The 22,471-nt window shown below is 61.8% G+C and carries 21 protein-coding genes; 12 read left to right on the top strand and 9 right to left on the bottom strand.

Annotation, left to right across the window (positions count from 1 at the left end):
* Positions 1–86 precede the first annotated feature (86 nt).
* A complete protein-coding gene (locus MHM84_RS17995; RefSeq protein WP_239267827.1) occupies positions 87–1,766 on the top strand; it encodes an NAD-dependent malic enzyme in 1,680 nt (559 codons plus the stop codon).
* Between the two features lie 142 nt (positions 1,767–1,908).
* On the opposite strand, the gene acnA is transcribed toward MHM84_RS17995, so the two are convergent.
* Positions 1,909–4,647, bottom strand: a complete 2,739-nt coding sequence (gene acnA, locus MHM84_RS17990) for an aconitate hydratase AcnA (protein WP_239267825.1) — start codon at positions 4,645–4,647, stop codon at positions 1,909–1,911.
* 276 nt (positions 4,648–4,923) lie between these two features.
* On the opposite strand from acnA, the gene MHM84_RS17985 reads away from it, so the two are divergent.
* From MHM84_RS17985 to trxB, 3 genes are all read left to right on the top strand, one after another.
* Complete coding sequence (locus MHM84_RS17985) at positions 4,924–5,196, top strand: CPXCG motif-containing cysteine-rich protein (RefSeq protein WP_343218301.1); 273 nt, start codon at positions 4,924–4,926, stop codon at positions 5,194–5,196.
* Positions 5,197–5,399: 203 nt separating this feature from the next.
* Positions 5,400–6,002, top strand: coding sequence for a peroxiredoxin (locus MHM84_RS17980; protein ID WP_239267823.1), 603 nt, complete (start codon positions 5,400–5,402; stop codon positions 6,000–6,002).
* Between the two features lie 173 nt (positions 6,003–6,175).
* Complete coding sequence (gene trxB / locus MHM84_RS17975; RefSeq protein WP_239267821.1) at positions 6,176–7,147, top strand: thioredoxin-disulfide reductase; 972 nt, start codon at positions 6,176–6,178, stop codon at positions 7,145–7,147.
* 63 nt (positions 7,148–7,210) lie between these two features.
* Here the strand turns inward: trxB and MHM84_RS17970 are convergent, their stop codons facing one another.
* Positions 7,211–7,468 (bottom strand): SlyX family protein, encoded by a 258-nt coding sequence (locus tag MHM84_RS17970; RefSeq protein WP_239267985.1) that lies wholly within the window; start codon positions 7,466–7,468, stop codon positions 7,211–7,213.
* Between the two features lie 114 nt (positions 7,469–7,582).
* Here MHM84_RS17970 and MHM84_RS21515 point away from each other — a divergent pair, with 114 nt between their 5' ends.
* Entirely contained in the window at positions 7,583–8,038 is a 456-nt protein-coding gene (locus MHM84_RS21515; protein WP_275445836.1) for a cold shock domain-containing protein, read from the top strand.
* A gap of 190 nt (positions 8,039–8,228) precedes the next feature.
* On the opposite strand, the gene MHM84_RS17960 is transcribed toward MHM84_RS21515, so the two are convergent.
* The 7 genes from MHM84_RS17960 to map all read right to left on the bottom strand — a co-directional run bounded on the left by MHM84_RS17960 (position 8,229) and on the right by map (position 16,180).
* Positions 8,229–8,615, bottom strand: a complete 387-nt coding sequence (locus tag MHM84_RS17960) for a hypothetical protein (protein WP_239267819.1) — start codon at positions 8,613–8,615, stop codon at positions 8,229–8,231.
* 8 nt (positions 8,616–8,623) lie between these two features.
* Positions 8,624–9,790 (bottom strand): succinyl-diaminopimelate desuccinylase, encoded by a 1,167-nt coding sequence (gene dapE, locus MHM84_RS17955; RefSeq protein WP_239267817.1) that lies wholly within the window; start codon positions 9,788–9,790, stop codon positions 8,624–8,626.
* A gap of 49 nt (positions 9,791–9,839) precedes the next feature.
* The gene (dapD, locus tag MHM84_RS17950; RefSeq protein ID WP_239267815.1) at positions 9,840–10,865 is read right to left on the bottom strand and encodes a 2,3,4,5-tetrahydropyridine-2,6-dicarboxylate N-succinyltransferase; all 1,026 of its coding nucleotides are present in this window, start codon (positions 10,863–10,865) and stop codon (positions 9,840–9,842) included.
* 38 nt (positions 10,866–10,903) lie between these two features.
* Positions 10,904–11,254: a Spx/MgsR family RNA polymerase-binding regulatory protein gene (locus tag MHM84_RS17945; RefSeq protein ID WP_239267813.1), complete on the bottom strand. Its 351-nt coding sequence runs from the start codon at positions 11,252–11,254 to the stop codon at positions 10,904–10,906.
* An 18-nt stretch (positions 11,255–11,272) separates the two neighbouring features.
* A complete protein-coding gene (gene dapC, locus MHM84_RS17940) occupies positions 11,273–12,484 on the bottom strand; it encodes a succinyldiaminopimelate transaminase (protein WP_239267811.1) in 1,212 nt (403 codons plus the stop codon).
* Positions 12,485–12,593: 109 nt separating this feature from the next.
* On the bottom strand, positions 12,594–15,269 hold the full coding sequence (locus tag MHM84_RS17935; protein WP_239267809.1) for a [protein-PII] uridylyltransferase: 2,676 nt from the start codon (positions 15,267–15,269) through the stop codon (positions 12,594–12,596).
* Between the two features lie 119 nt (positions 15,270–15,388).
* A complete protein-coding gene (gene map / locus MHM84_RS17930) occupies positions 15,389–16,180 on the bottom strand; it encodes a type I methionyl aminopeptidase (protein WP_239267807.1) in 792 nt (263 codons plus the stop codon).
* Between the two features lie 309 nt (positions 16,181–16,489).
* Between map and rpsB the strand changes: the two genes are divergently transcribed.
* The 7 genes from rpsB to ispC all read left to right on the top strand — a co-directional run bounded on the left by rpsB (position 16,490) and on the right by ispC (position 22,468).
* Positions 16,490–17,221, top strand: a complete 732-nt coding sequence (gene rpsB / locus MHM84_RS17925; protein ID WP_239267805.1) for a 30S ribosomal protein S2 — start codon at positions 16,490–16,492, stop codon at positions 17,219–17,221.
* Positions 17,222–17,389: 168 nt separating this feature from the next.
* Positions 17,390–18,259: a translation elongation factor Ts gene (gene tsf / locus MHM84_RS17920; protein WP_239267803.1), complete on the top strand. Its 870-nt coding sequence runs from the start codon at positions 17,390–17,392 to the stop codon at positions 18,257–18,259.
* Positions 18,260–18,367: 108 nt separating this feature from the next.
* On the top strand, positions 18,368–19,108 hold the full coding sequence (gene pyrH, locus MHM84_RS17915) for a UMP kinase (protein ID WP_239267801.1): 741 nt from the start codon (positions 18,368–18,370) through the stop codon (positions 19,106–19,108).
* 4 nt (positions 19,109–19,112) lie between these two features.
* A complete protein-coding gene (gene frr / locus MHM84_RS17910) occupies positions 19,113–19,670 on the top strand; it encodes a ribosome recycling factor (protein WP_239267799.1) in 558 nt (185 codons plus the stop codon).
* Positions 19,671–19,724: 54 nt separating this feature from the next.
* Positions 19,725–20,468 (top strand): polyprenyl diphosphate synthase, encoded by a 744-nt coding sequence (gene uppS / locus MHM84_RS17905; RefSeq protein WP_239267797.1) that lies wholly within the window; start codon positions 19,725–19,727, stop codon positions 20,466–20,468.
* On the top strand, positions 20,461–21,258 hold the full coding sequence (locus MHM84_RS17900) for a phosphatidate cytidylyltransferase (RefSeq protein WP_239267795.1): 798 nt from the start codon (positions 20,461–20,463) through the stop codon (positions 21,256–21,258). Before uppS ends, MHM84_RS17900 begins: the two co-directional genes overlap by 8 nt.
* A gap of 10 nt (positions 21,259–21,268) precedes the next feature.
* Entirely contained in the window at positions 21,269–22,468 is a 1,200-nt protein-coding gene (gene ispC / locus MHM84_RS17895) for a 1-deoxy-D-xylulose-5-phosphate reductoisomerase (RefSeq protein ID WP_239267793.1), read from the top strand.
* Positions 22,469–22,471 lie beyond the last annotated feature (3 nt).

Genomic DNA, 22,471 nt, shown 5'->3' with positions numbered 1-22,471 from the left:
AGAACATCGTTCGAGGCCCGGAGCGTATTCACGCACCGTTGGTTCGGCAGCCATCCATTCACCTTCGTACCACTACGAGCCGAGACATGAGCGAGCAAGCCAAACGTCCCCTGTACATTCCCTATGCCGGTCCGTCACTGCTGGAAATGCCACTGCTCAACAAGGGTAGTGCCTTCTCGCTGAAAGAACGTATCGAGTTCAATCTGGTCGGGCTGCTGCCCCAGAATGTCGAGACCATCGAGGAACAGGTCGAACGGGCCTATCTCCAGTATCGCCAGAACGCCACCAACCTCGACAAGCATATCTATCTACGCTCGATCCAGGACGACAACGAGACGTTGTTCTTCCGACTGCTCGAGGAACATCTCGAAGAGATGATGCCGATCATCTACACGCCGACCGTGGGTGAGGCATGCGAGGAGTTCTCGAACATCTATCGTAACCATCGCGGCATCTTCGTCTCCTATCCCGACCGCGAGCATATGGATGACATCCTGCGCAGTGCGACGAAGGACAAGGTCAAGGTCATCGTGGTTACCGACGGCGAACGCATCCTGGGGTTGGGCGACCAGGGCATCGGCGGCATGGGGATACCGATTGGCAAGCTGTCGCTGTACACCGCCTGCGGCGGTGTTAGTCCGGCCTATACGTTGCCCATCATGCTCGACGTGGGTACCAACAACCAGGCCCTGCTCGACGATCCGATGTACATGGGCTGGCGTCATCCGCGCGTCAGCGATGAGGAGTACGCCGAATTCATCGCCATGTTCATGCAGGCGGTGAAGCGTCGCTGGCCGAATGTGCTGCTGCAGTTCGAAGACTTCGCGCAGACCAATGCCATGCCGTTGCTCGAGCGCTACCGTGACGAGTTGTGCTGCTTCAACGACGATATTCAGGGTACTGCGGCGGTCTGCGTGGGTACGCTGCTGGCCGCCTGCAAGGCGCGTGGGGTCAAGGTCAGCGATCAGCGCGTGGCATTCCTGGGGGCCGGCTCGGCCGGCTGTGGCATCGCCGAGCAGATCATCGTGGCCATGACCGAGGAAGGCCTCAGTGATGCCGAGGCGAGAAAGCGCATCTTTATGGTCGACCGTTTCGGTCTGCTTACCGATGATATGGACGATCTTTACGATTTCCAGCAGCGCCTGACCCACGCCCAAGGTGAAGTCGCCGACTGGCCGGGTAAGACGCTGCTGGACGTGGTCCGCAATGCGCATCCCACCGTGCTGATCGGCGTGTCGGGACAGCCCGGCCTGTTTACCGAGGCGGTAATCCGTGCCATGCATGAAAACTGTCCCAATCCGCTGGTCATGCCGCTGTCCAACCCTACCTCGCGCGTCGAGGCCAAGCCGCAGGACATTCTCGACTGGACCAACGGCGAAGCGCTCGTCGCTACCGGTAGCCCGTTCCCGCCGGCTCAGGTGGGCGAACGCAGCATCCCTATCGCCCAGTGCAACAATGCTTACATCTTCCCTGGCATCGGCCTGGGTGTCGTGGCAGCCAACGCCACACGTGTGACCGATGCCATGCTGATGGCAGCTTCCAATGCGCTGGCCGAGGGGGCGCCTATCGTCAAGCACGGTGAGGGTGCGCTGTTGCCGTCGTTGGGCGACATTCGCGAGATCAGCAAGGCCATCGCATTCGACGTAGCCAAGCAGGCGCAGGAAGATGGCGTGGCGCTGCGTTCCAGTGACGAGGTGCTTTGGGAGGCGATCGAGCGGAACTTCTGGTATCCGCGGTATCGGGGGTATCGTCGCCGCGCCTTCTAAGATTCCAACGAAAAGTGGCTGCGCTCGCTGCCTTTTCGCAGGGAATCCATGATGGTTCGTTTAATAAGAAACGCCCCACTGCGAGCTCGCAGTGGGGCGTTTCTTTGATGACCAAATGCGCCGGAGGCCGGCGCATTTGCACTTACAGCATGCTGCGTAGCACGTAATGCAGAATGCCGCCGTGACGGTAGTATTCCATCTCGTTGGCGGTATCGATGCGGCAGGTGGCGTCGATGGCCTTCTCGCCCTTGTCAGACTTGATGACTACACGAACAGTGCCGCCCGGTTCGAGGTCATTCAGGCCTTCGATGGAGAAAGTCTCGTCGCCGGTCAGGCCCAGCGACTTGCGGTCCTCGCCTTCGGGGAACTGTAGCGGCAGCACGCCCATGCCGATCAGGTTTGAGCGGTGGATACGCTCGTAGGATTCGGCAATCACTGCACGCACGCCAAGCAGGCGTGTCCCCTTGGCCGCCCAGTCGCGTGACGAGCCGGTGCCGTATTCCTTGCCAGCGACCACGACCAGCGGTGTGCTGTCCTCGGCATACTTCATGGCGGCATCATAGATGGCCATCTGTTCGCCGGAGGGGACGTGGCGGGTATAGCCACCCTCGACGCCATCGAGCATCTCGTTGCGGATACGCACGTTGGCGAAGGTGCCACGCATCATCACTTCGTGGTTGCCGCGGCGTGAGCCGTAGGAGTTGAAGTCCTTGGGCTGCACGCCGTGCTCCTGAAGGTAACGACCGGCAGGGCTATCGGGCTTGATCGAGCCGGCCGGCGAGATATGGTCGGTCGTTACCGAGTCGCCGAGCATCGCCAGTACCTTGGCGTCCTTGACGTCCTCGACCGGCTCGGGTTCGCGTCCCATGCCTTCGAAAAACGGCGGGTGCTGGATATAGGTGGATTCCTTGGACCACTCGTAGACCTTGCTTTCCGGCACCTGGAGCGATTTCCAGATCTCGTCGCCTTCGAATACTTCGGCATATTCCTTGCGGAACATGTCGGTCTTGACCTGCTCCACGGCTTCGGCGATCTCTGCCTGGGACGGCCAGATATCCTTGAGATAGACCGGATTGCCATCGTGCCCGTTACCGATAGGCTCTTTCGTCAGGTCCAGGCGCACGTTGCCGGCCAGCGCATAGGCCACCACCAGCGGCGGCGAAGCCAGCCAGTTGGTCTTGACCAGCGGGTGGACGCGACCCTCGAAGTTGCGGTTGCCGGAAAGCACCGAGGCTACCGTCAGGTCGCCGGCGTCGACGGCCTTCTCGATCTGCTCGGGTAGCGGGCCGGAGTTGCCAATACAGGTCGTGCAACCATAGCCCACCAGATTGAAGCCGAGCTTGTCGAGATCCTCCTGAACGCCGCCTGCGGCCAAATAATCGGTAACCACCTTGGAGCCGGGTGCCAGCGAGGTCTTGACCCACGGCTTGGTGGACAAGCCCTTTTCGACGGCCTTGCGCGCCAGCAGGCCGGCCGCCAGCATCACGCTGGGGTTGGAGGTGTTGGTGCACGAGGTGATCGCGGCAATGACCACCGCGCCAGGATTGAGCTTGAACGACTCGCCATCCATCTCGCAGACCTGGCTATCGGTATTCTCGAAGTGGCTGTGCCGGTCATAATCCGCCGGCTGGCCGCCTTCGGACTGCCAACGGGCCTGGGCTTGTGCCGAGGCATCCGTGGCTTCGCCGTCCATCAGCTTCTCGAAGGTCAGCTTCATGTCGGTCAGTGCAACGCGATCCTGAGGGCGCTTGGGGCCGGCCAGGCTGGCCACGACATCGTCCATGTCGAGCTGCAGGGTGTCGGTGTAGATCGGCTCGTGGCCGGGTTCGCGCCACAGCCCCTGCGCCTTGGCATAAGCCTCGACGAGAGCGATCTGGTCGTCGTCGCGACCGGTCAGACGCATGTAATCCAGCGTCTGCTCGTCGATGGGGAAGAAGCCGCACGTCGCACCATATTCCGGCGCCATGTTGGCAATGGTTGCACGGTCCGCGACCGGCATGTCCTTGAGGCCATCGCCGTAGAACTCGACGAACTTGCCGACGACGCCCTTCTTGCGCAGCATCTGGGTGACGGTGAGTACCAGGTCGGTGGCGGTGATGCCTTCGCGCAGTTTGCCGGTGATCTTGAAGCCGATGACCTCGGGAATCAGCATCGAGACCGGCTGGCCGAGCATGGCGGCCTCGGCTTCGATCCCGCCGACGCCCCAGCCCAGTACGCCCAGGCCGTTGATCATCGTGGTATGCGAGTCGGTACCCACCAATGTGTCAGGATAGGCAAAGGTCTTGTCGTCTTCTTCCTTGGTCCATACGGCCTTGCCCAGGTACTCCAGGTTGACCTGGTGGCAGATGCCGGTGCCCGGCGGGACCACGCGGAAGTTGTCGAAGGCCTGTTGACCCCAGCGCAGGAACTCGTAACGTTCCTTGTTGCGCTCCATCTCGATGGCGACGTTATCCTTGAAGGACGAAGGGTCACCGAAATGGTCGACCATGACCGAGTGGTCGATGACCAGATCCACCGGTGACAACGGATTGATGCGTGCCGGGTCCTCACCCAGGCGCTGTACGGCGTCACGCATCGAGGCGAGATCGACCACGCCGGGAACCCCGGTGAAGTCCTGCATCAACACGCGGGCCGGACGATAGCCGATTTCGCGCGACGATCGGGCTTCCTGCTGCCAGTCGACCAGAGCCTGCATGTCCTCGCGGGAGACACTGGGCTCGCTGGCGAAACGGAGCTGATTCTCGAGCAGGACCTTGAGCGTAAAAGGAAGCCGCTTGATATCGCCCAGAGCCTCGGCAGCCTTGGGAAGACTGTAATAGTGGTAGGTATGGCCCCCGGCTTCGAGGGTACTCAAGGTATTCGGCGTATCTTCGGCGCTCATGGAACTCCTCCTCTTCTGTCCTTGCTGTCGGAACGCGCTCCATCATGGGTAGCCCGCTCCGGCATGTGGGTCGCTAGGTCGCCCGCATGTCAGGTTTCGGGACGACGACCACAAGATTCTGGTCTCAGGGCGATGATTGTCGACACGTCCCTGTCTCTACACACATGGTCATGATAGGTGCAGTTTTCAAGCGTCGGCCAGCGCAATCGCGATATCAACACACCGACAGGATACACAGGGTGACGTGACCAGCCGGGAATAAAGCCCGGAAAAACCTTGAAAAGGGGTAAGGTCAATCTCAAGGTAGGCATAACCGACCGGCCTTGGAGCATGCATGCCATGCATGAAGAACTGCTGACTTCACACGAAGTGACCTGTCCCTACTGTAGCACCCGCTTCGACCTGCTGATCGATGTGAGTCAGGGAACGCACCGTACTTGGGATGATTGCCCGAGGTGCTGTGCGCCGATACAGATCGAGGTGAACGTGTCGCCTCAATCGGGGGAGTTGGAAAATATCTTGCTGGGTCGTGACGACGACGTACTTTGAGAGTCGAGGCGTGTCAGCCAACCATTTTAATAGGGATAACTTTAGCCCGACTGCCGTTTAGATAGTATTTGTCAATACAGTGCGATAGACATGGCCTATATACGCCATTAGTCTAATCAAATTGGCAATTCCGGAGCCGGAGGGTACTCTCGGTCTCGTCTTTTCATTCACTCCCGGTGAATACCTTAAACAAGGAGATCCACATGAGCGTATTGGTTGGCCGCCAAGCACCCGATTTCGAAGCCGCTGCCGTCCTGGGCGATGGAACGATCGTCGAGAACTTCAAGCTGTCCGACAGCAACGGTAAGCTGCGCGTCCTGTTCTTCTGGCCGCTGGACTTCACTTTCGTCTGCCCGTCCGAGATCATCGCCCACGACAATCGCCTGGCGCAGTTCAAGGATCTTGGCGTCGAAGTCATTGGCGTGTCCATCGACTCGCAGTTTACCCACTATGCATGGCGCAAGACGTCTCCCGACGCAGGCGGCATTGGGGAAGTCGGTTTCCCGATCGTAGCCGACGTCAAGCACGACATTACCCAGGCTTACGGCATCGAGCACCCGGAAGCCGGCGTGGCACTGCGTGCCTCCTTCCTGATCGACGAAGAGGGTGTCGTTCAGCACCAGACGGTCAACAACCTGCCGCTGGGCCGTAACGTCGATGAAATGTTGCGCATGGTCAAGGCGCTGAAACATCACCAGACACACGGCGAAGTTTGTCCGGCCGGTTGGGAAGAAGGCAAAGAAGGCATGAAGGACAACGCCGAAGGCGTTGCCAAGTACTTGGGTGAATACTCCAAGGAGCTGTAAGCTTTCGTGCTGACGGGGCGGCCCAAGGGCCGCCCTTTATCGTCTGGGCAGCCGCCCTGCCATGTGTGAACTGGGGTCTGTGCTTGCCATCGGCGAGTTCAGACCCCAGTTCATGAATCCCGTCGTTACCTGCCGGCGCCCGGTCGCGGCGTCCATCGCAAGAGAGGTCACCCATGAGTGAAGTCCGCCACGAACGTCTGATCATCCTCGGCTCCGGTCCCGCCGGGTATACCGCGGCCGTTTATGCGTCGCGGGCCAACCTCAAGCCGCTACTTATCACGGGCATGCAGGCCGGTGGCCAACTGACCACGACCACCGATGTCGATAATTGGCCGGGCGACGATAGCGGTGTGCAGGGGCCGGAGCTGATGGAGCGCATGCGCAAGCACGCCGAGCGCTTCGACACCGAGGTTCTGTTCGACCATATTCACGAAGTCGAACTGCGCCAGCGTCCGTTCACGCTCAAGGGCGATAACGGTACCTACACCTGCGACGCATTGATCATCGCTACCGGTGCCAGCGCACGCTACCTGGGATTGCCCTCCGAGCAGCAGTTCATGGGACAAGGGGTATCGGCCTGTGCCACCTGTGATGGCTTTTTCTACCGCAACCAGGAAGTCGTCGTGGTCGGCGGCGGCAATACGGCCGTGGAAGAGGCGCTTTATCTGTCCAATATCGCGTCCAAGGTGACGCTAGTACATCGCCGTGACAGTCTGCGTGCCGAGAAAATCCTTCAGGACAAGCTGTTCGAGAAGGTCGATAGCGGCAACATGGCCGTGGAATGGAATCATGAAGTCGAAGAAGTGCTGGGCGATGCCACGGGGGTCACTGGTGTGCGCATCAAGTCTACCGTGGACGGGGTGAGCAAGGATCTCGCTGTCCCCGGCGTGTTCATTGCCATCGGTCATACGCCGAATACCGGGATCTTCGAAGGGCAACTGGACATGGCCGAAGGGTACATCAAGGTCAAGTCCGGTCTCGACGGTAACGCCACTGCCACCAGTGTGCCGGGGGTGTTCGCCGCCGGTGACGTCATGGACCATGTCTATCGCCAGGCGATTACTTCGGCGGGTAGCGGCTGCATGGCGGCATTGGATGCAGAGCGCTATCTGGATGATTTACCGGCCGAACCGCCGATGACCTGAATCGCGACCGCAAGCCCGAACCAGGACCATGCTCTTGGCTTCGGGCTTGCGTCCGAAAGAACCTCAATAATGCGGAGGAACTTCATCCTCCATCCGGTAGTCGTCTTCTCCGGGCCCGCCGTCGTTGGCCTGCAGCAATTGATGCTGTTCGCGTAACCGCAACTGTAACAGTTCACTTAAACGCTCGAGCTGCGTTAACCTGCGCTCCTGTCCTGCCACGGCTCGATCCAGTGTGTCCAGCCAATGCTCCTGGTAGGCGAGACGGCTTTCCAGGGCTTCCAGGCGTTTTTCCAGCCTGTCAAGCGTATTGTCATTGGGCATGTTAGAATCGCTGCGCTGCGTGTTGCCGTTCATCGCGACACCTTTTGGTCATTGCCCGGCATGCACAGCACACCGTGGCTTTCGTTTGTATCACAACAAGAGAAATAGAGGTCCATGAATCGCAAGGTCATACTTCGTTGCAGTCTTGTCAGCCTCCTGTTCGCCGTCCCCGCCCCGCTTCTGATTGCCTTGTTCGTCATGCTGTTCGGCGGTGCCGTTGCCGACATGCTGGCCGGTGTCGGCATGGTACAGGTCTACATTGCGACTGTGCTGGCAGTTTTCCTGCTGCTACTCGCTGCCACTCTCGCCATGCATATGCTCTCACCACGCTTGGCGACGATTGCCGACGTCGAAAACGACGATCGTGAAATCGGCGAGGTCAAATGGTTCAACGTCAATAAGGGGTACGGTTTCATTACCCGAGATGATGGCGGGGAAGACGTCTTCGTGCATTTCCGGGCCATTCGGGGCAAGGGGCACCGTACGCTGGCCGAGGGGCAGAAGGTGCGGTACTACGTGGTGGAAAACGAGAGGGGCCTGCAGGCCGATGATGTCACCGTCATCACTTAAAGAAACTGTCTGCGCTTGATCATGCTGCGTTGAAAGGACATCTCAAGTTGCTCATTTACCAAAGTAAACTCCGCACTTTCGATGCCCTCTCGCCTTGCCTGATCATCGCTCGATGAGTTTCCTCTCGGTTGTGCTGGATGAATAACATGCACCCTGCCCATACGGTAGGGTGTTTTCGTTCTGGCTCGGCTTACTGCCCAGAGTCGGGCCAGTGGATGGCACCTTCGCTGCCATTGGGCAGTACCTGCCAGAAGCGATCGGGGTCGTCGCCGGGTTGCCAGCCACCGAGAGAACAGCGCACCTCGCAGGCCAAGTGCTGCGCAGCGTCGCGGGCGCAGTCGGTATCCCGGGGCCATGGCGTAGCGTCACTGTCGAACCACAGGGTGGCGAAGCCGTCGGCAACCGCTTCCACCAGGAGAATGGGAATCTCCGCCTGGTCGCAATGACCCCGGGACCGCCACTTGCGCTTGCCGGCAGGCTTGAGCGGATCGGCGTCGAGGGTGTCGCGCAGCCAAGCCTCGATGCGTGGAATGTCGGCTTTGGCCAGATAGATCTCGATGTCGGGATAGCGCTGCATGGCGAACCTCAGGCGAACAGGCGCAGTAAGATCGCCTCGTAGATACGACTCAGCGTATCCAGATCGGCGGCACGCACGCGTTCGTTGACCTTGTGAATGGTGGCATTGAGCGGGCCCAGCTCGACCACCTGGCTGCCCAGGGTGGCGATGAAACGCCCATCCGACGTCCCGCCGGCCGTCGATAGTTCGGGACGCTGGCCGACGATATCCTCCACACCGGCCAGCGTGGCATCGACCAGTTCGCCTTCGGCGGTCAAAAACGGTTCGCCGTTGAGTGTCCAGTCCAGGCGATAGTCGAGGCCATGGGCGTCGAGGATCGCCTCGGTGCGCTCACGGAGCTGCTCGTGAGTGACTTCCGTGGAGTAGCGGAAGTTGAACACCACCTCGAGCTCACCGGGAATGACATTGGTCGCCCCGGTGCCCGAGCGGATGTTGGAGATCTGGAAGCTGGTCGCAGGAAAGAAGGCATTGCCGGCGTCCCAGTGCTCGCGACACAGCGCATCCAACGCCGGGGCCGCCTCATGAATCGGATTGCGCGCCAGATGCGGATAGGCGACGTGACCCTGCACGCCATGCACATGCAGCACACCCCCCAGCGAGCCACGCCGGCCATTCTTGATCACGTCACCGAGGCGCGCGGTAGACGACGGCTCGCCGACGATGCAATAGTCGAGGCGTTCGTGGGCTTCGCGCAGGTGCTCCACCACGGCGCGCGTGCCGTCCTGGGCCGGTCCTTCCTCATCCGAAGTGATCAGAAAGGCAATTCGACCATCATGGTCCGGGTGTGCCGTGACGAAACGCTCCACGGCGGTGACCATCGCCGCCAGGCTGCCCTTCATGTCGGCGGCGCCACGCCCGCATAGCTCGCCTTCGGCATTGATCTGCGGCGCAAAGGGCGGGGTACGCCATTGGCTTTCCGGGCCGCTGGGTACCACGTCGGTGTGCCCGGCAAAGGCCAGGACCGGCCCGTGATGGCCACGTACTGCCCAGAAGTTGTCCACATCGCCGAACGGGAGACGCTGCACGTGGAAGCCGAGGCGCTCCAAACGGTCGATCATCACCTCCTGGCAGCCGGCATCGTCAGGAGTGACCGAAGGTCGGCGCATCAGATCGATGGCCAGTTCGAGCGTCGGTGACAGCGTCGTCGCCGGAGCGGCGGTATCGGGCAAGGGCATGAAAAGTCCTGCTGGCAGTGAATGGCGCCCGCGACACGGGCGCACGGCATCAATTGTGGGCGTGAAGCGCGTCGTTGAGTGCAATGGCGCTCTTGTTGGTCAGGCACTCGATACGGCCATTGACCGAGTTGCGGCGCAGCAGCAGATCGTCCTGGCCGGCCAGTTCGCGGGCAGCGACGGTCTTGACTTCCTGGCCCTGGTCGTCGAGCACCGCGACCTTGGCGCCGGCAGTGATGTACAGGCCGGCTTCCACGGTGCAGCGATCGCCCAACGGAATGCCGATACCGGCATTGGCGCCGATCAGGCAGCCTTCGCCGACCTTGATGACGATGTTGCCGCCACCGGACAGCGTGCCCATGGTCGAGCAGCCGCCGCCCAGGTCAGAGCCCTTGCCGACCATGACGCCGGCCGAGATGCGGCCTTCGATCATTCCCGGGCCTTCGGTGCCGGCGTTGAAGTTGACGAAGCCTTCGTGCATGACCGTGGTGCCCTCGCCCAGGTAGGCGCCCAGCCGCACCCGTGCGGTGTCGCCGATACGCACCCCCTTGGGCACCACGTAGTCGGTCATCTTGGGGAACTTGTCGACGCAGTCCACCGACAGCGGGCGGCCTTCCAGGCGTGCCTTGAGGCGCCTCGCCGGCAGCTCCTCGATGTCGATGGGACCTTCGCTGCTCCAGGCCACGTTGCGCAGCAGGCCGAACATGCCGGTCAGGTCGACGCCATGCGGCTTGACCAGGCGGTGCGAGAGCAGATGCAGCTTGAGGTAGACCTCCGGAGCGCTTTCGGGCGGCTGGTCGGTTTCGAGGAAAGTAGCGACGAGCGGACGCTGGCTGGCAGCGAAAGCCTCGGCGAGTTCGGCCTGTTCCTCGCTGCCCGCCTCCTTCAGGGCCTGGGCCAGTGCGGCGCAGTGCTCCGGCAGGAAACTGACCACGGCATTGCCGGCCGGGGCGTCGAGGGCCTTGCGGGCCGCCTCGACCAGTGCAGTGTCGGGCTGGAACAGCGGGGCCGGGTAGTAGACGTCCAGCCAGTCGCCTTGGCTGTTCTGGTTACCGATTCCGAGTGCGAAGCTCAGCATGGGGGATCTCCGGATGGGTTCTGTTCGGGGTGGATGGCTCAGCCGGCCAGGGCGGCATACTCGTCGGGCTTGAAGCCGACGCGCAGGCGCTCGCCATTATCCAGCAAGGGGCGCTTGAGCAGGGTCGGCTGGGCAAGTATCAGTCTGCAGGCGTAATCGGGATCGGCCTTGGCCGCCTGCTGTTCTTCCGCCGCCAGGGCCCGCCAGGTCGTGCTGCGGGTATTGAGCAGGGTGGCCAGCTCGGTGCGGGCGAGCCATGCCTCTAGCCGCTCGGCGCTCAGGCCGTCCTCGCGCAGGTCATGGTACTGGTAGGGCGTACCTTGGGCGTCGAGGGTCTTGCGTGCCTTGCGACAGGTGTCGCAGGTCTTGATGCCGTAGAGCGTGATCATGAGCTGTCGTCTTCTCGATTATCCGCGGGACTCGATGAAACGGCGAATGCGCTTCGCCGCCTCGACGGTAGCGTCGAGCTCGGCGACCAGCGCCAGGCGCACACGGCCGCTGCCCGGGTTGAGGCACTCGCCGCCAGCTGTACTGTCGCGAGACATGTAGCGGCCGGGTAGCACCGTGACGTGCTGTTCGGCGAACAGATCGCGCGCGAACGCTTCATCGTCGCCGCCCGGTACGGCCGGCCACAGGTAGAAACTCGCCGCGGGCGCCTGGAAATCCATGACCGGGGCGAGGATATCAGTCACCGCCGCGAATTTCTCGCGGTAGGCATCGCGGTTGGCCTGTACGTGCCGCTCATCGTTCCAGGCGACGATGGAGGCATGCTGAACCTGCAGCGGCATGGCACAGCCGTGGTAGGTGCGATAGCGCTTGAATGGCACGATCAGTTCGGCATCGCCGGCCACGAAACCGGAACGCAAGCCGGGCAGGTTGGAACGCTTGGATAGCGAGTGGAACACGATGCAACGGCGGTAATCATGCCGGCCGAGCGCGGCACAGGCCTGCAGCAGTCCGGGCGGTGGGGCGTCCTCGTCGAGGTAAAGCTCGGAGTAGCACTCGTCGGAGGCGACGATGAAATCGTATTCGTCGGCCAGTTCGATCAGGCGCGTGAACTCCTCGAGTAGTGTGACCGCGCCGGTTGGATTGCCAGGCGAGCAGACGAACACGATCTGCGTGTCGCGCCAGACCTCGGCAGGCACCGCTTCCAGATCGGGGCGGAATCCTCGGTCGGCCCGGCAGTCCAGATACTCTGGCTGGCCACCGGCGAGCAGGGTCGCGCCCTCGTAGATCTGGTAGAACGGGTTGGGCATGGCGACACGCGCCGGGCGAGTGCGATCCAGGGCCGCCTGAACGAAGGCGAAGATCGCCTCGCGGGTGCCATTGACGGGCAGGATGTGGCGCTCCGGATCGAGACTGCCCACGCTCAGGCCGAAGCGACGTGTCGCCCAGGCCGCCATGGTCTGGCGCAGCTCGGGCAGGCCGGCGGTGGCCGGATAGCGGGCGATGTCGCCTTCATGGCGACGTAGCGCCTCGAGCACCGCCTCCGGTGGCGCATGGCGCGGCTCACCGATCGACAGTGGGATGTGCGCCAGCGGCGGCGGCGTCACGCCGGCCTTGAGCGCGGCGAGCTTTTCGAAAGGGTAGGGCTTGAGAGCAGCGAGTTCGGGATTCATCGGCATTCCAGCGATGTCCGCCGAGTGCGGACGGCGATCGTTATTATCGGGCGAGCAAGAAGCCACCGATTATAGGGAAGCCGCCGGGGCGCCTCAAATCGGGACGCCGCTAGACATCCAGCACGTCACATAGCCGGTCGCGCAGGCGCGCCTGGCGTTCGGGGTCGGTGATCGGGTCGCCGCGCTTGTCGGTGATGAAGAACACGTCCTCGACGCGCTCACCCAAGGTGGCGATCTTGGCCGCCGACAGGGCGATGTCCTGCTCGACGAAGATGCGCCCGACGCGGGCCAGCAGGCCCGGTCGGTCGGGGGCGATCAGTTCCAGTACCGTGCGCTCGTTGGCCGGGTCCTGCTCGATGGTGACCTGAGTGGGGACGCGGAAATGCTTGAGCTGACGCGGCGTATGGCGGCTGACGATCTGCGGGTAGTCGTCGGGATCGTCGAGTTCCTCGACCAGATGCTGGCGGATGCGGTCCAGGCGTGCGGATTCGCGAATCGGCTCGTTGTTGTCGTCGAGCACGATGAAGGTGTTCAGCGTCCAGTCGTTGCTCGAGGTGGCGATGCGCGCATCGTGAATCGACAGATCGAGCTGATCCATGGCCGCGGCGCTAGCGGCGAACAGATCTTCCACCGAGCGGGTATGGATGAATACCTTGGTGCCGCCCTCACTGGTGTCCTCGGCCGGGGCGCTGACCAGGACCAGCGGCAGCTCGGAGCCGGCGTGGGAAAGAATGCCCTGGGTCTGCCAGACGATCTCGCTGGGTGAGTACTGCATGAAATAATCGTCGCCCAGGGTGTCCCACAGCCGTTCGACGCGGGCGATGTCGGCGCCGACCGTACGTAACAGTGCCAGGGCTTCGGCGCGTGTATCGTTGATCCAGTCGTCGCGATCGATGGGGTTTTCCAGCCCGCGACGCAGAGCGCGCTTGGTCTCGCCGTGCAGCTGGCGCAGCAGACTGGCCCGCCACCCGTTCCACAGCGAGGGATTGGTCGCGGTGATGTCGGCGACGGTGAGCACGTAGAGATAATCCAGGTGGACTTCGTCGCGGATCTGGGCGGCAAACTCGCGGATCACGTCCGGATCGGTGATGTCACGCTTTTGAGCGGTCATCGACATCAGCAGATGATGCTCCACCAGCCAAGTGACCAGGCGGGTGTCGCGAGGGGTAAGGCCGTGACGCTCGCAGAATGCGGCGACGTCCTGGGCGCCGAGCAGCGAATGATCGCCGCCGCGACCCTTGCCGATGTCATGATACAACCCGGCGATCCACAGCAGCTCGAGCTTGGGCAACTGGTGAATCAGCGTGGCCGCCACCGGAAACGATTCGCGTCCGGCAGGTTCGCGAAAGCGTTGGATCAGTTTGAGCAGGCGAAGGGTGTGGGCGTCGACCGTATAAATATGGAACAGATCGTGCTGCATGAGCCCCACCGCCTGACCGAACTCGGGCAGATACTTGCCGAGTACGCCGTAACGATTCATGCGTCTCAGCTGGCGTGGCACGTTGCCGCCGCTGCGCAGCAGTTCCATGAATAGGCTCTGGTGACGAAGATCTTCCCGAAAGGCGTCGTCGATCTGGTGGCGATGATCGCGAATCAGGCGAATGGTGTCGGCGCGTACACCCTCGATTTCTGGATGCTGGGCCATCAGCAGAAACAGCTCGAGCAAGGCGGCGGGGCGACGCTTGAAGACGCGCCGGTCGCGCGCCTGGATATAGCCGCCCTTGATTTCGAAGCGGGCATTGAGTGGCCGTGTCTCGAGTTCCTCGTCCGCGTGCAGTATCACTTCGTCGAAATGCTGCAACAGCATGTCGTTGAGCCCCGCCAGGGCGGTGACGTGGCGATAGTAGCGTTTCATGAATTGTTCGACGCCCAGGCGCTCGGGGCTGTCGCGATAGCCGAATAGTTCGGCGATGGTGCGCTGATGGTCGAACAGCAGGCGGTCCTCGGCACGGCCGGTCAGCATATGCAGGGCATAGCGGACCTGCCACAGGAACGCCTGGCCCTGGCTGAGGATGCGCAACTCGGCGTCGTTCATGAAGCCTTGAGCGACCACGTCCTCGTAGCGCAGCGGGCCGAAATGGCGCTTGGCCACCCAGCCGATCATCTGGATGTCGCGCAGTCCGCCCGGTGAGCTCTTGATATTTGGCTCGAGATGGTACTCGGAATTGTTGTGCTTGTAGTGGCGGGCGATCTGCTCCTGCCACTTGGCCTCGAAGAAACGGTCCGATGGCCACATGTGTTGCGTCGACAGACGCGCACGCATGGCCTCGCGGAGCCTTTCGGGACCGGCCAGCGTGCGGGTCTCCAGGAGGTTGGTGATGACCGTGACGTCGGCGCGGGCCTCGCGTTCGCAGTCGGCCAGCGAACGTACGCTCTGGCCGATCTCCAGGCCGATATCCCACAGAAAGGTGATGAATGCGGTGAGCGGCTCGCGGTAGGGCGTGTCGTCGTCGTGCTCGAGCAGCATCATCAGATCAATGTCGGAATGGGGGTGCAATTCGCCGCGCCCATAGCCGCCGACCGCGAGCAGGGCAATGCCTTCATCCGGCCAGTCATGGCGGGCCCAGGCGCATTCCAGTAGCCGGTCCAGGCACCAGGCGCGCCCATGCACCAAGTCGCGAATGTCGGCGCCGGCGCGGAAGCGCGCATCGAGGCTGGCCTGGATCTCGCGCAGCGCCTGCTTGAACAGCACCACCGGCGAGCGACCGGTATCGAGTTCGGTGCGAAATGCCGCAATGTCGAACAGTGTCTCGTCGGGAACGAAGTGGTAGTGATGCAGAAGCATGCGGCGTGTTTCTCCCTGCAGGCACTCAGGCATCGGTACGCCGGTACCGATCCATCCGGCGAAGACGGTTCATGGGGTCGGGAGGGACCGGACAGGCGCCGGCCGGTCCCGGAAGGCGGTCAGGCGGCGAGAAACGAGAAATCCTCGTCGCCGCGTGCCGTCAACACCTCGACACCGTTATCGGTAACCAGCAGCGTGTGTTCCCATTGCGCGGACAGGCTCTTGTCGCGGGTGACGGCGGTCCAGCCATCACGCAGCACCTTGGTGCGATAGCCGCCGGCATTGATCATCGGCTCGATGGTGAAGCACATGCCTGCAGCAAGCGTGATGTCGGCTTCGGGGGCATAACCGTCATAATGCAGGATCTGCGGGTCTTCATGAAACCCCGCGCCGATGCCATGGCCGCAGAAATCGCGCACCACCGAATAGCCGTTGGCATCGGCATGCTGCTCGATGACCCTGGCGAGTTCGGAGAGGCGCACGCCGGGACGGACCAGGGCGATACTCTTGTACAGGCACTCCTGGGTGACGCGACACAGGCGCATGCCCTGGATGGTCTCGCCGATCACGAACATCATGCTGGTATCGCCGTGGTAACCGTCGGAGGTCTTCACGGTAATGTCGATGTTCATGATGTCGCCTTTCTTCAGCTTCTTGTCGAAGTCGGGGATACCATGGCACACCACATGATTGAGCGAGGTGCAGATCGACTTGGGAAAGCCGTGATAGTCGAGCGGCGCCGGTTGCGAACCCAGCTCGTGGACGATGTACTCGTGGCAAAGGCGGTCGAGTTCACCAGTGGAGACGCCGGCCTGGACATGGGGAGTCAGCATTTCCAGCACGGAGGCGGCCTGACGACCGGCTTCGCGCATTTTGGCGATCTCTTCGGGCGTTTTGATGGGAACGTTCATGAAGTCTCGTATCAAGGTGTGAGGAAGCGCCGCCAGCGGGGAGATGCCCGTGTAAAACGGGGTTGGCGACTTCATCTTGGCATCGTTATATGGTATAAAGCCGCGCGCTTTCCTGCAATCCGCGTCGCTGACTCCTCCCGAGTTCAGCCCATGCTCGATTCGCTGAAAGCGCAAGCAAGCATAATGCCTTGAAAACACACATGCACCGGCACATGGTCCCGGGTGCCGCGAACGAGACCGTCTACGGACTCGTCGTGGTCGGATCCATGGGGTGCATGGAGGCCTAACCCGATATACCAGGAGTCATCCATGGCACAAGTCAACATGCGTGACCTGCTGAAGGCAGGCGCCCACTTCGGCCACCAGACCAAGTACTGGAACCCGAAGATGAGCAAGTACATCTTCGGTGCTCGCAACAAGATTCACATCATCAACCTCGAACACACCCTGCCGGCGCTGAATGACGCCGTATCCGTGGTCGAGAAGATGGCGACTTCCAACAACAAGATCCTGTTCGTCGGCACCAAGCGTTCCGCCAGCAAGATCATCAAGGAAGAAGCCAGCCGCTCGGGTCAGCCGTTCGTCAACCACCGCTGGTTGGGCGGCATGTTGACCAACTACAAGACCATTCGCCAGTCCATCAAGCGTCTGCGCGATCTCGAAACCATGCGTGAAGATGGCACCTTCGAGAAGCTGACCAAGAAAGAAGTTCTGATGGCCACTCGCGAGCAGGACAAACTCGAGCGCTCCATCGGCGGTATCAAGGACATGGGTGGCTTGCCCGATGCACTGTTCGTGGTCGACGTCGACCATGAGCGTATCGCCATCAACGAAGCCAACAAGCTGGGTATTCCGGTTATTGGCGTGGTCGATACCAATTCCGATCCGGATGGCGTCGATTACGTCATTCCCGGCAACGACGACTCGATTCGGGCCATCCAGATCTACGTGACTGCGATTGCCGATGCCTGCGCCAAGGCGAAGGAAGGTCGCTCCGAGGAATTCGTCGAAGTCACCGAGAGCGACGAAGTCGCCGAGTGATGCCGGCATGCCTATCCTGGCTGTCATGTTCTTCGCCCAAGCTGGGGAGGTGACGGTCGGGAGGCGGGCGAAGGGGGCCTAGGCCCCCTTTGTCACGCTGTGGCAGTCACGCAGGAAGATAGCGTTTTCCGTATATCCGACGTCGAAAATATCTAGAGGTTAACTATCATGGCAGCTATCAGCGCATCTTTGGTCAAGGAACTGCGCGAGCGCACCGGGCTCGGCATGATGGAGTGCAAGAAAGCACTCACCGAAGCCGATGGCGACATCGAAAAGGCCATTGAGGACCTGCGTAAGAATTCCGGTCTCAAGGCCGCCAAGAAGGCAGGCCGTACCGCCGCCGAAGGTGCCGTCGTGACCCGTGTTGCCGAGGACGGCAGCTACGGTGTGATGCTCGAAATCAACTCCGAGACCGATTTCGTGGCCCGCGACGATAACTTCAAGGCGTTCGCCGACAAGGTGCTGGCCAAGGTCTTCGAGGCCAAGTCCGAAGACATCGCCACCATCATGGAAGGCGAGATGGAAGAGACCCGCCAGCAGCTGGTCCAGAAGATCGGTGAAAACATCTCCGTGCGTCGTGCCGTTGTCGTCGATGCGCCGGAAGGTGGCGTGGTCGGCGAATACGTCCACGGTGGCCGCATCGGCGTGCTGACCCTGCTCAAGGGCGCCAATGCCGACGTCGCCAAGGACGTCGCCATGCACGTGGCGGCGATCAATCCGGCCGTGGCGCGCCCCGAGAACATGCCGCAGGAGCAGCTCGACAAGGAAAAGAGCATCATCCTGGCGCAGCCGGACATGGCCGGCAAGCCGGCGGAGATCGCCGAGAAGATGGTTCAGGGTCGCCTCAAGAAGTACCTGGCCGAGAACAGTCTGACCGAGCAACCCTTCGTCAAGGACCCCAACACCTCCGTGGCCGACTACGTCAAGGCCAATGGCGGTGAAGTGGTCAGCTTCACCCGCTTCGAAGTGGGCGAAGGCATCGAGAAGGAAGAAGTCGATTTCGCCAAGGAAGTGATGGAACAGGCTCGTCGTAGCTGAGGTCCTAGCTTCTGGCTTTCGAGATGGCGTGCGCGAGAGCGCACGCCATCGTGTATCTGGCCGCCGGCCACTCGTCGTCAATTCCGCCGCCCTCTCAGGAGATTACGCATGACCGCCAATCCCGACCGTAGTGCCAAGTCGAAGTACAAGCGCATCCTGCTCAAGCTTTCGGGTGAAGCGCTGATGGGAGACGGAGATTTCGGTATCGACCCCAAGGTGCTGGACCGCATGGCACTGGAAATCGGCCAAATGGTCGGTATCGGTGTTCAGGTGGGTATCGTCATCGGTGGCGGCAATCTGTTTCGTGGCGCCGCCCTGCATGCCGCCGGCATGGAGCGCGTGACCGGCGATCACATGGGCATGCTGGCCACCGTCATGAACGCCCTGGCGATGCGCGATGCACTGGAACGCTCCAACATCCGTTCCCGGGTCATGTCGGCGATCCCGATGAGCGGGGTAGTCGAGCATTACGATCGCCGTACGGCAATCCGCTACCTGACCTCCGGCGACGTGGTAATCTTCTCGGCCGGTACCGGTAACCCCTTCTTCACCACCGACTCGGCAGCCTGCCTGCGCGGCATCGAAATCGATGCCGACGTGATCATCAAGGCCACCAAGGTGGATGGGGTCTACGACAAGGATCCCGTCAAGTTTCCCGAAGCCGTCAAGTACGATCGCCTGGGTTATGACGAGGTACTCGACCAAAAGCTGGGCGTAATGGATTTGACCGCTATCTGTCTGGTACGGGACCATGACATGCCGGTACGCGTATTCGACATGACCAAGCCGGGCGCGTTGCTCAACCTGGTCGTGGGCGGAAAGGAAGGCACGCTGATAGACAGAGGGTAAAATCGTGATCAACGACATCAAGAAAGACGCCGAAACGCGCATGAAGAAAAGCCTGGAGTCGCTTCAGGCGAACTTTCACAAGATTCGTACCGGGCGTGCCCATCCCAGCATTCTGGATGCGGTGACCGTGGATTACTACGGTGCTCAGATGCCGCTCAACCAGGTGGCGAGTGTCAACGTCGAAGACGCCCGCACCCTGGCCGTGGTGCCTTGGGAAAAGCCCATGGTGCCCAAGATCGAGAAGGCGATCATGACGTCCGACCTGGGGCTCAATCCGTCGACGGCGGGCAGCGTGATACGTGTGCCGATGCCGGCGCTGACCGAAGAGACGCGCCGCAACTACATCAAGCAGGCGCGTGGCGAGGCCGAGAACGCTCGTGTGGCGATACGCAACGTGCGTCGTGACGCCAATGGCGACATCAAGGCGCTGCTCAAGGAAAAGGAAATCACCGAAGACGACGAGCACCGCGCCGAGGACGATATCCAGAAGCTGACCGACAAGTATGTCGCCGAGATCGACAAGCTGCTGGAGTCCAAGGAGCGCGACCTGATGCAGGTCTGAGCTGTAAACGGGCGGCACATGGCCGCCCGAATTGACTCATCCTTGCGAGTTAACATGACGTCACCGCAGTCTTCCCAAGTGCCGCGCCACGTGGCCATCATCATGGACGGTAACAACCGCTGGGCCCGGTCGCATGGGCTGTCCGGCATCCGCGGTCACCACGCCGGTGTCGAGTCTGTCCGTGCCGTCATTCGCCGCGCCGTCGAGCGCGGCGTCGAGACCCTTACGCTGTTCGCCTTTTCCAGCGAGAACTGGAAACGCCCGGCCGGCGAGGTCAGAGCGCTCATGGAGCTGTTTCTGATGGCGCTCAAGCGCGAGGTCAAGAAGTTGCATGAGCATGATATCCGTCTCACCATCATCGGCGAGCGGGATGCGTTCTCCAAGTCGATTCAGCAGCACATTCAGCGCGCCGAGGCGTTGACTCGCGACAATCGAGGGCTGCACTTGATCGTTGCCGCCAACTATGGCGGTCAATGGGACATCGCCATGGCGGCCCGGCGCTTGGCGGCTCGGGTCGAAAACGGCGAGTTACAGGCCGATGACATCGACGAGGCGGCGCTGGATCGGGAAATAGCCACGAACGGTACACCGCCGGTGGACCTGTGTATCCGGACTAGTGGAGAACAACGCATTTCCAACTTCCTGCTCTGGCAACTGGCCTATTCCGAATTTTTCTTTTCGCCCCGGCTATGGCCGGACTTCGATGCCGAGGCATTCGACGAGGCCATCGAGGCCTTTGCCGGCCGTCAGCGCCGTTTCGGCATGACCCAGGAACAGATCGAGGCCCAGGGTGCTTAAGCAACGCATATTGACGGCGTTGGTGCTCGCGCCGTTGGCGCTAGTGGGGCTGTTCGGCCTCGTTGAAGGTGGCTTCGCCCTGTTTACGGGAGCCGTGGTGCTATGGGGAGGCTGGGAGTGGGCCAACCTATCGGGCCTGGCGCGTCCGGCACAACGCCTGGCCTACGTTGCCGGCTTGGCAGCGTTGATGTTCCTGGCCTGGCTGGTGGGGGCGGTTGAGGCCGTCTGGCCGTTGTGGCTGGGAGCGATCGGCTGGCTGGTCAGTGGTTACTGGGTGGCCAGCTATCCGCACACGAGCGAGCAGTGGCGTGCTTCAGCGGTGCGTATGGCGATGGGCGTATGGGTGCTGTTGCCTTGCTGGATCGGTTTCAACCAGTTGCGAGCCATCGGTGCCGAATGGCTGCTTTACGTGCTGCTGCTGGTCTGGGTCGCCGACATCGGTGCCTACTTCGCCGGCCGTCGGTTTGGGCGTCGCAAGCTGGCCCCGCGCGTCAGCCCGGGTAAGTCCTGGGAGGGCGTATACGGTGGCATGGCCGCGACCGCGTTGCTGGCCTTGGCGTTCGCCTCGTGGCTGGAAATGGGGATGGCGCAAGGCGTTTGGCTTGTCGTTGCCACATTGGTCGTGGCGCTGATGTCGGTACTTGGCGATTTACTGGAAAGCATGCTCAAGCGTCTACGCGGCATCAAGGATTCCGGCCGCCTGCTGCCCGGGCATGGCGGGATACTCGATCGCATCGATAGCCTGACAGCCGCCATTCCGCTGTTTGCCCTGTTCAGGTTATGGGGCTGAGGAACATTTGATGCTCGATATCGCCACGTCGTACGACCGTCAGTCGGTCACGGTCTTGGGAGCCACCGGCTCGATCGGGGCCAGCACCCTGGATGTCCTGGCCCGGCATCCCGAGCGCTACCGGATACATGCCTTGACGGCTTGTACCCGTCGCGAAGCGCTGCGCGATCAGTGCCTGGTCCATCGTCCGGCGGTCGCCGTGCTGGCGCATGAGCACGATGCAGCCTGGCTGCGCGACGAGTTGGGCCGTGCCGGTGTGTCCACCGAAGTGCGAGCCGGCGAGATGGCACTACAGGAGGTTGCCGGGGCGAACGAGGTCGATGTGGTCATGGCGGCCATCGTCGGTGCCGCCGGCCTGCTGCCGACATTGGCGGCGGTGCGTGCAGGCAAGCGCGTGCTGTTGGCCAACAAGGAGGCGCTGGTCATGTCCGGGGCACTGTTCATGGAGGAGGTGGCGCGCCATGAAGCGATATTGTTGCCCATCGATTCTGAACATAATGCCATCTACCAGTGTCTACCCCCCGGACATCGTGGGCGTCTCGCTGAAATCGGCGTGACCCAACTGCTGTTGACCGCCTCCGGCGGACCCTTTCGAGGCTGGGACGCTACGCGACTGGTTGCGGTGACGCCTGAACAGGCCTGCGCCCATCCCAACTGGGCAATGGGGCGCAAGATATCGGTGGATAGTGCAACCTTGATGAACAAGGGGCTGGAGCTGATCGAGGCGTGCTGGCTGTTCGATGCGCGCCCCGAACAGATTCAGGTCGTCGTGCATCCACAGAGCGTGATCCACTCGATGGCAGCCTACAGCGACGGTTCGGTGATCGCTCAACTGGGTAACCCCGACATGCGCACGCCGATTGCCTATGGTCTGGCCTGGCCCGAGCGGATTGCCGCTGGTGTCGAGCACCTCGACCTGTTCAGTGTGGCCAGGCTCGATTTCGAGGCCCCCGACGAGGCGGCATTTCCCTGTCTGCGCCTGGCTCGCGAGGCAATGGCGGCAGGAGGCACGGCCCCGGCGCTGATGAATGCAGCCAATGAGGTAGCGGTGGAGGCTTTTCTCACCGGTAGGGTGGGTTTCACCCGAATTCCCGGAATCATCGAGTCCGTACTGGACGCCTGCGACGTCAAGGCCGCCGATGAACTGGACGTCATTCTTGCCGAGGACGCACGCGCCCGCCGCGTTGCCGAGCGGCATCTGGCACGCTAAGCC

Origin of the sequence: Halomonas sp. McH1-25 (genome assembly GCF_022348165.1) — a bacterium.
GTDB lineage: Bacteria > Pseudomonadota > Gammaproteobacteria > Pseudomonadales > Halomonadaceae > Modicisalibacter.
The sequence above is the reverse complement of the archived record's forward strand: the minus strand, read 5'-3'. Positions and strand labels throughout refer to the sequence as shown.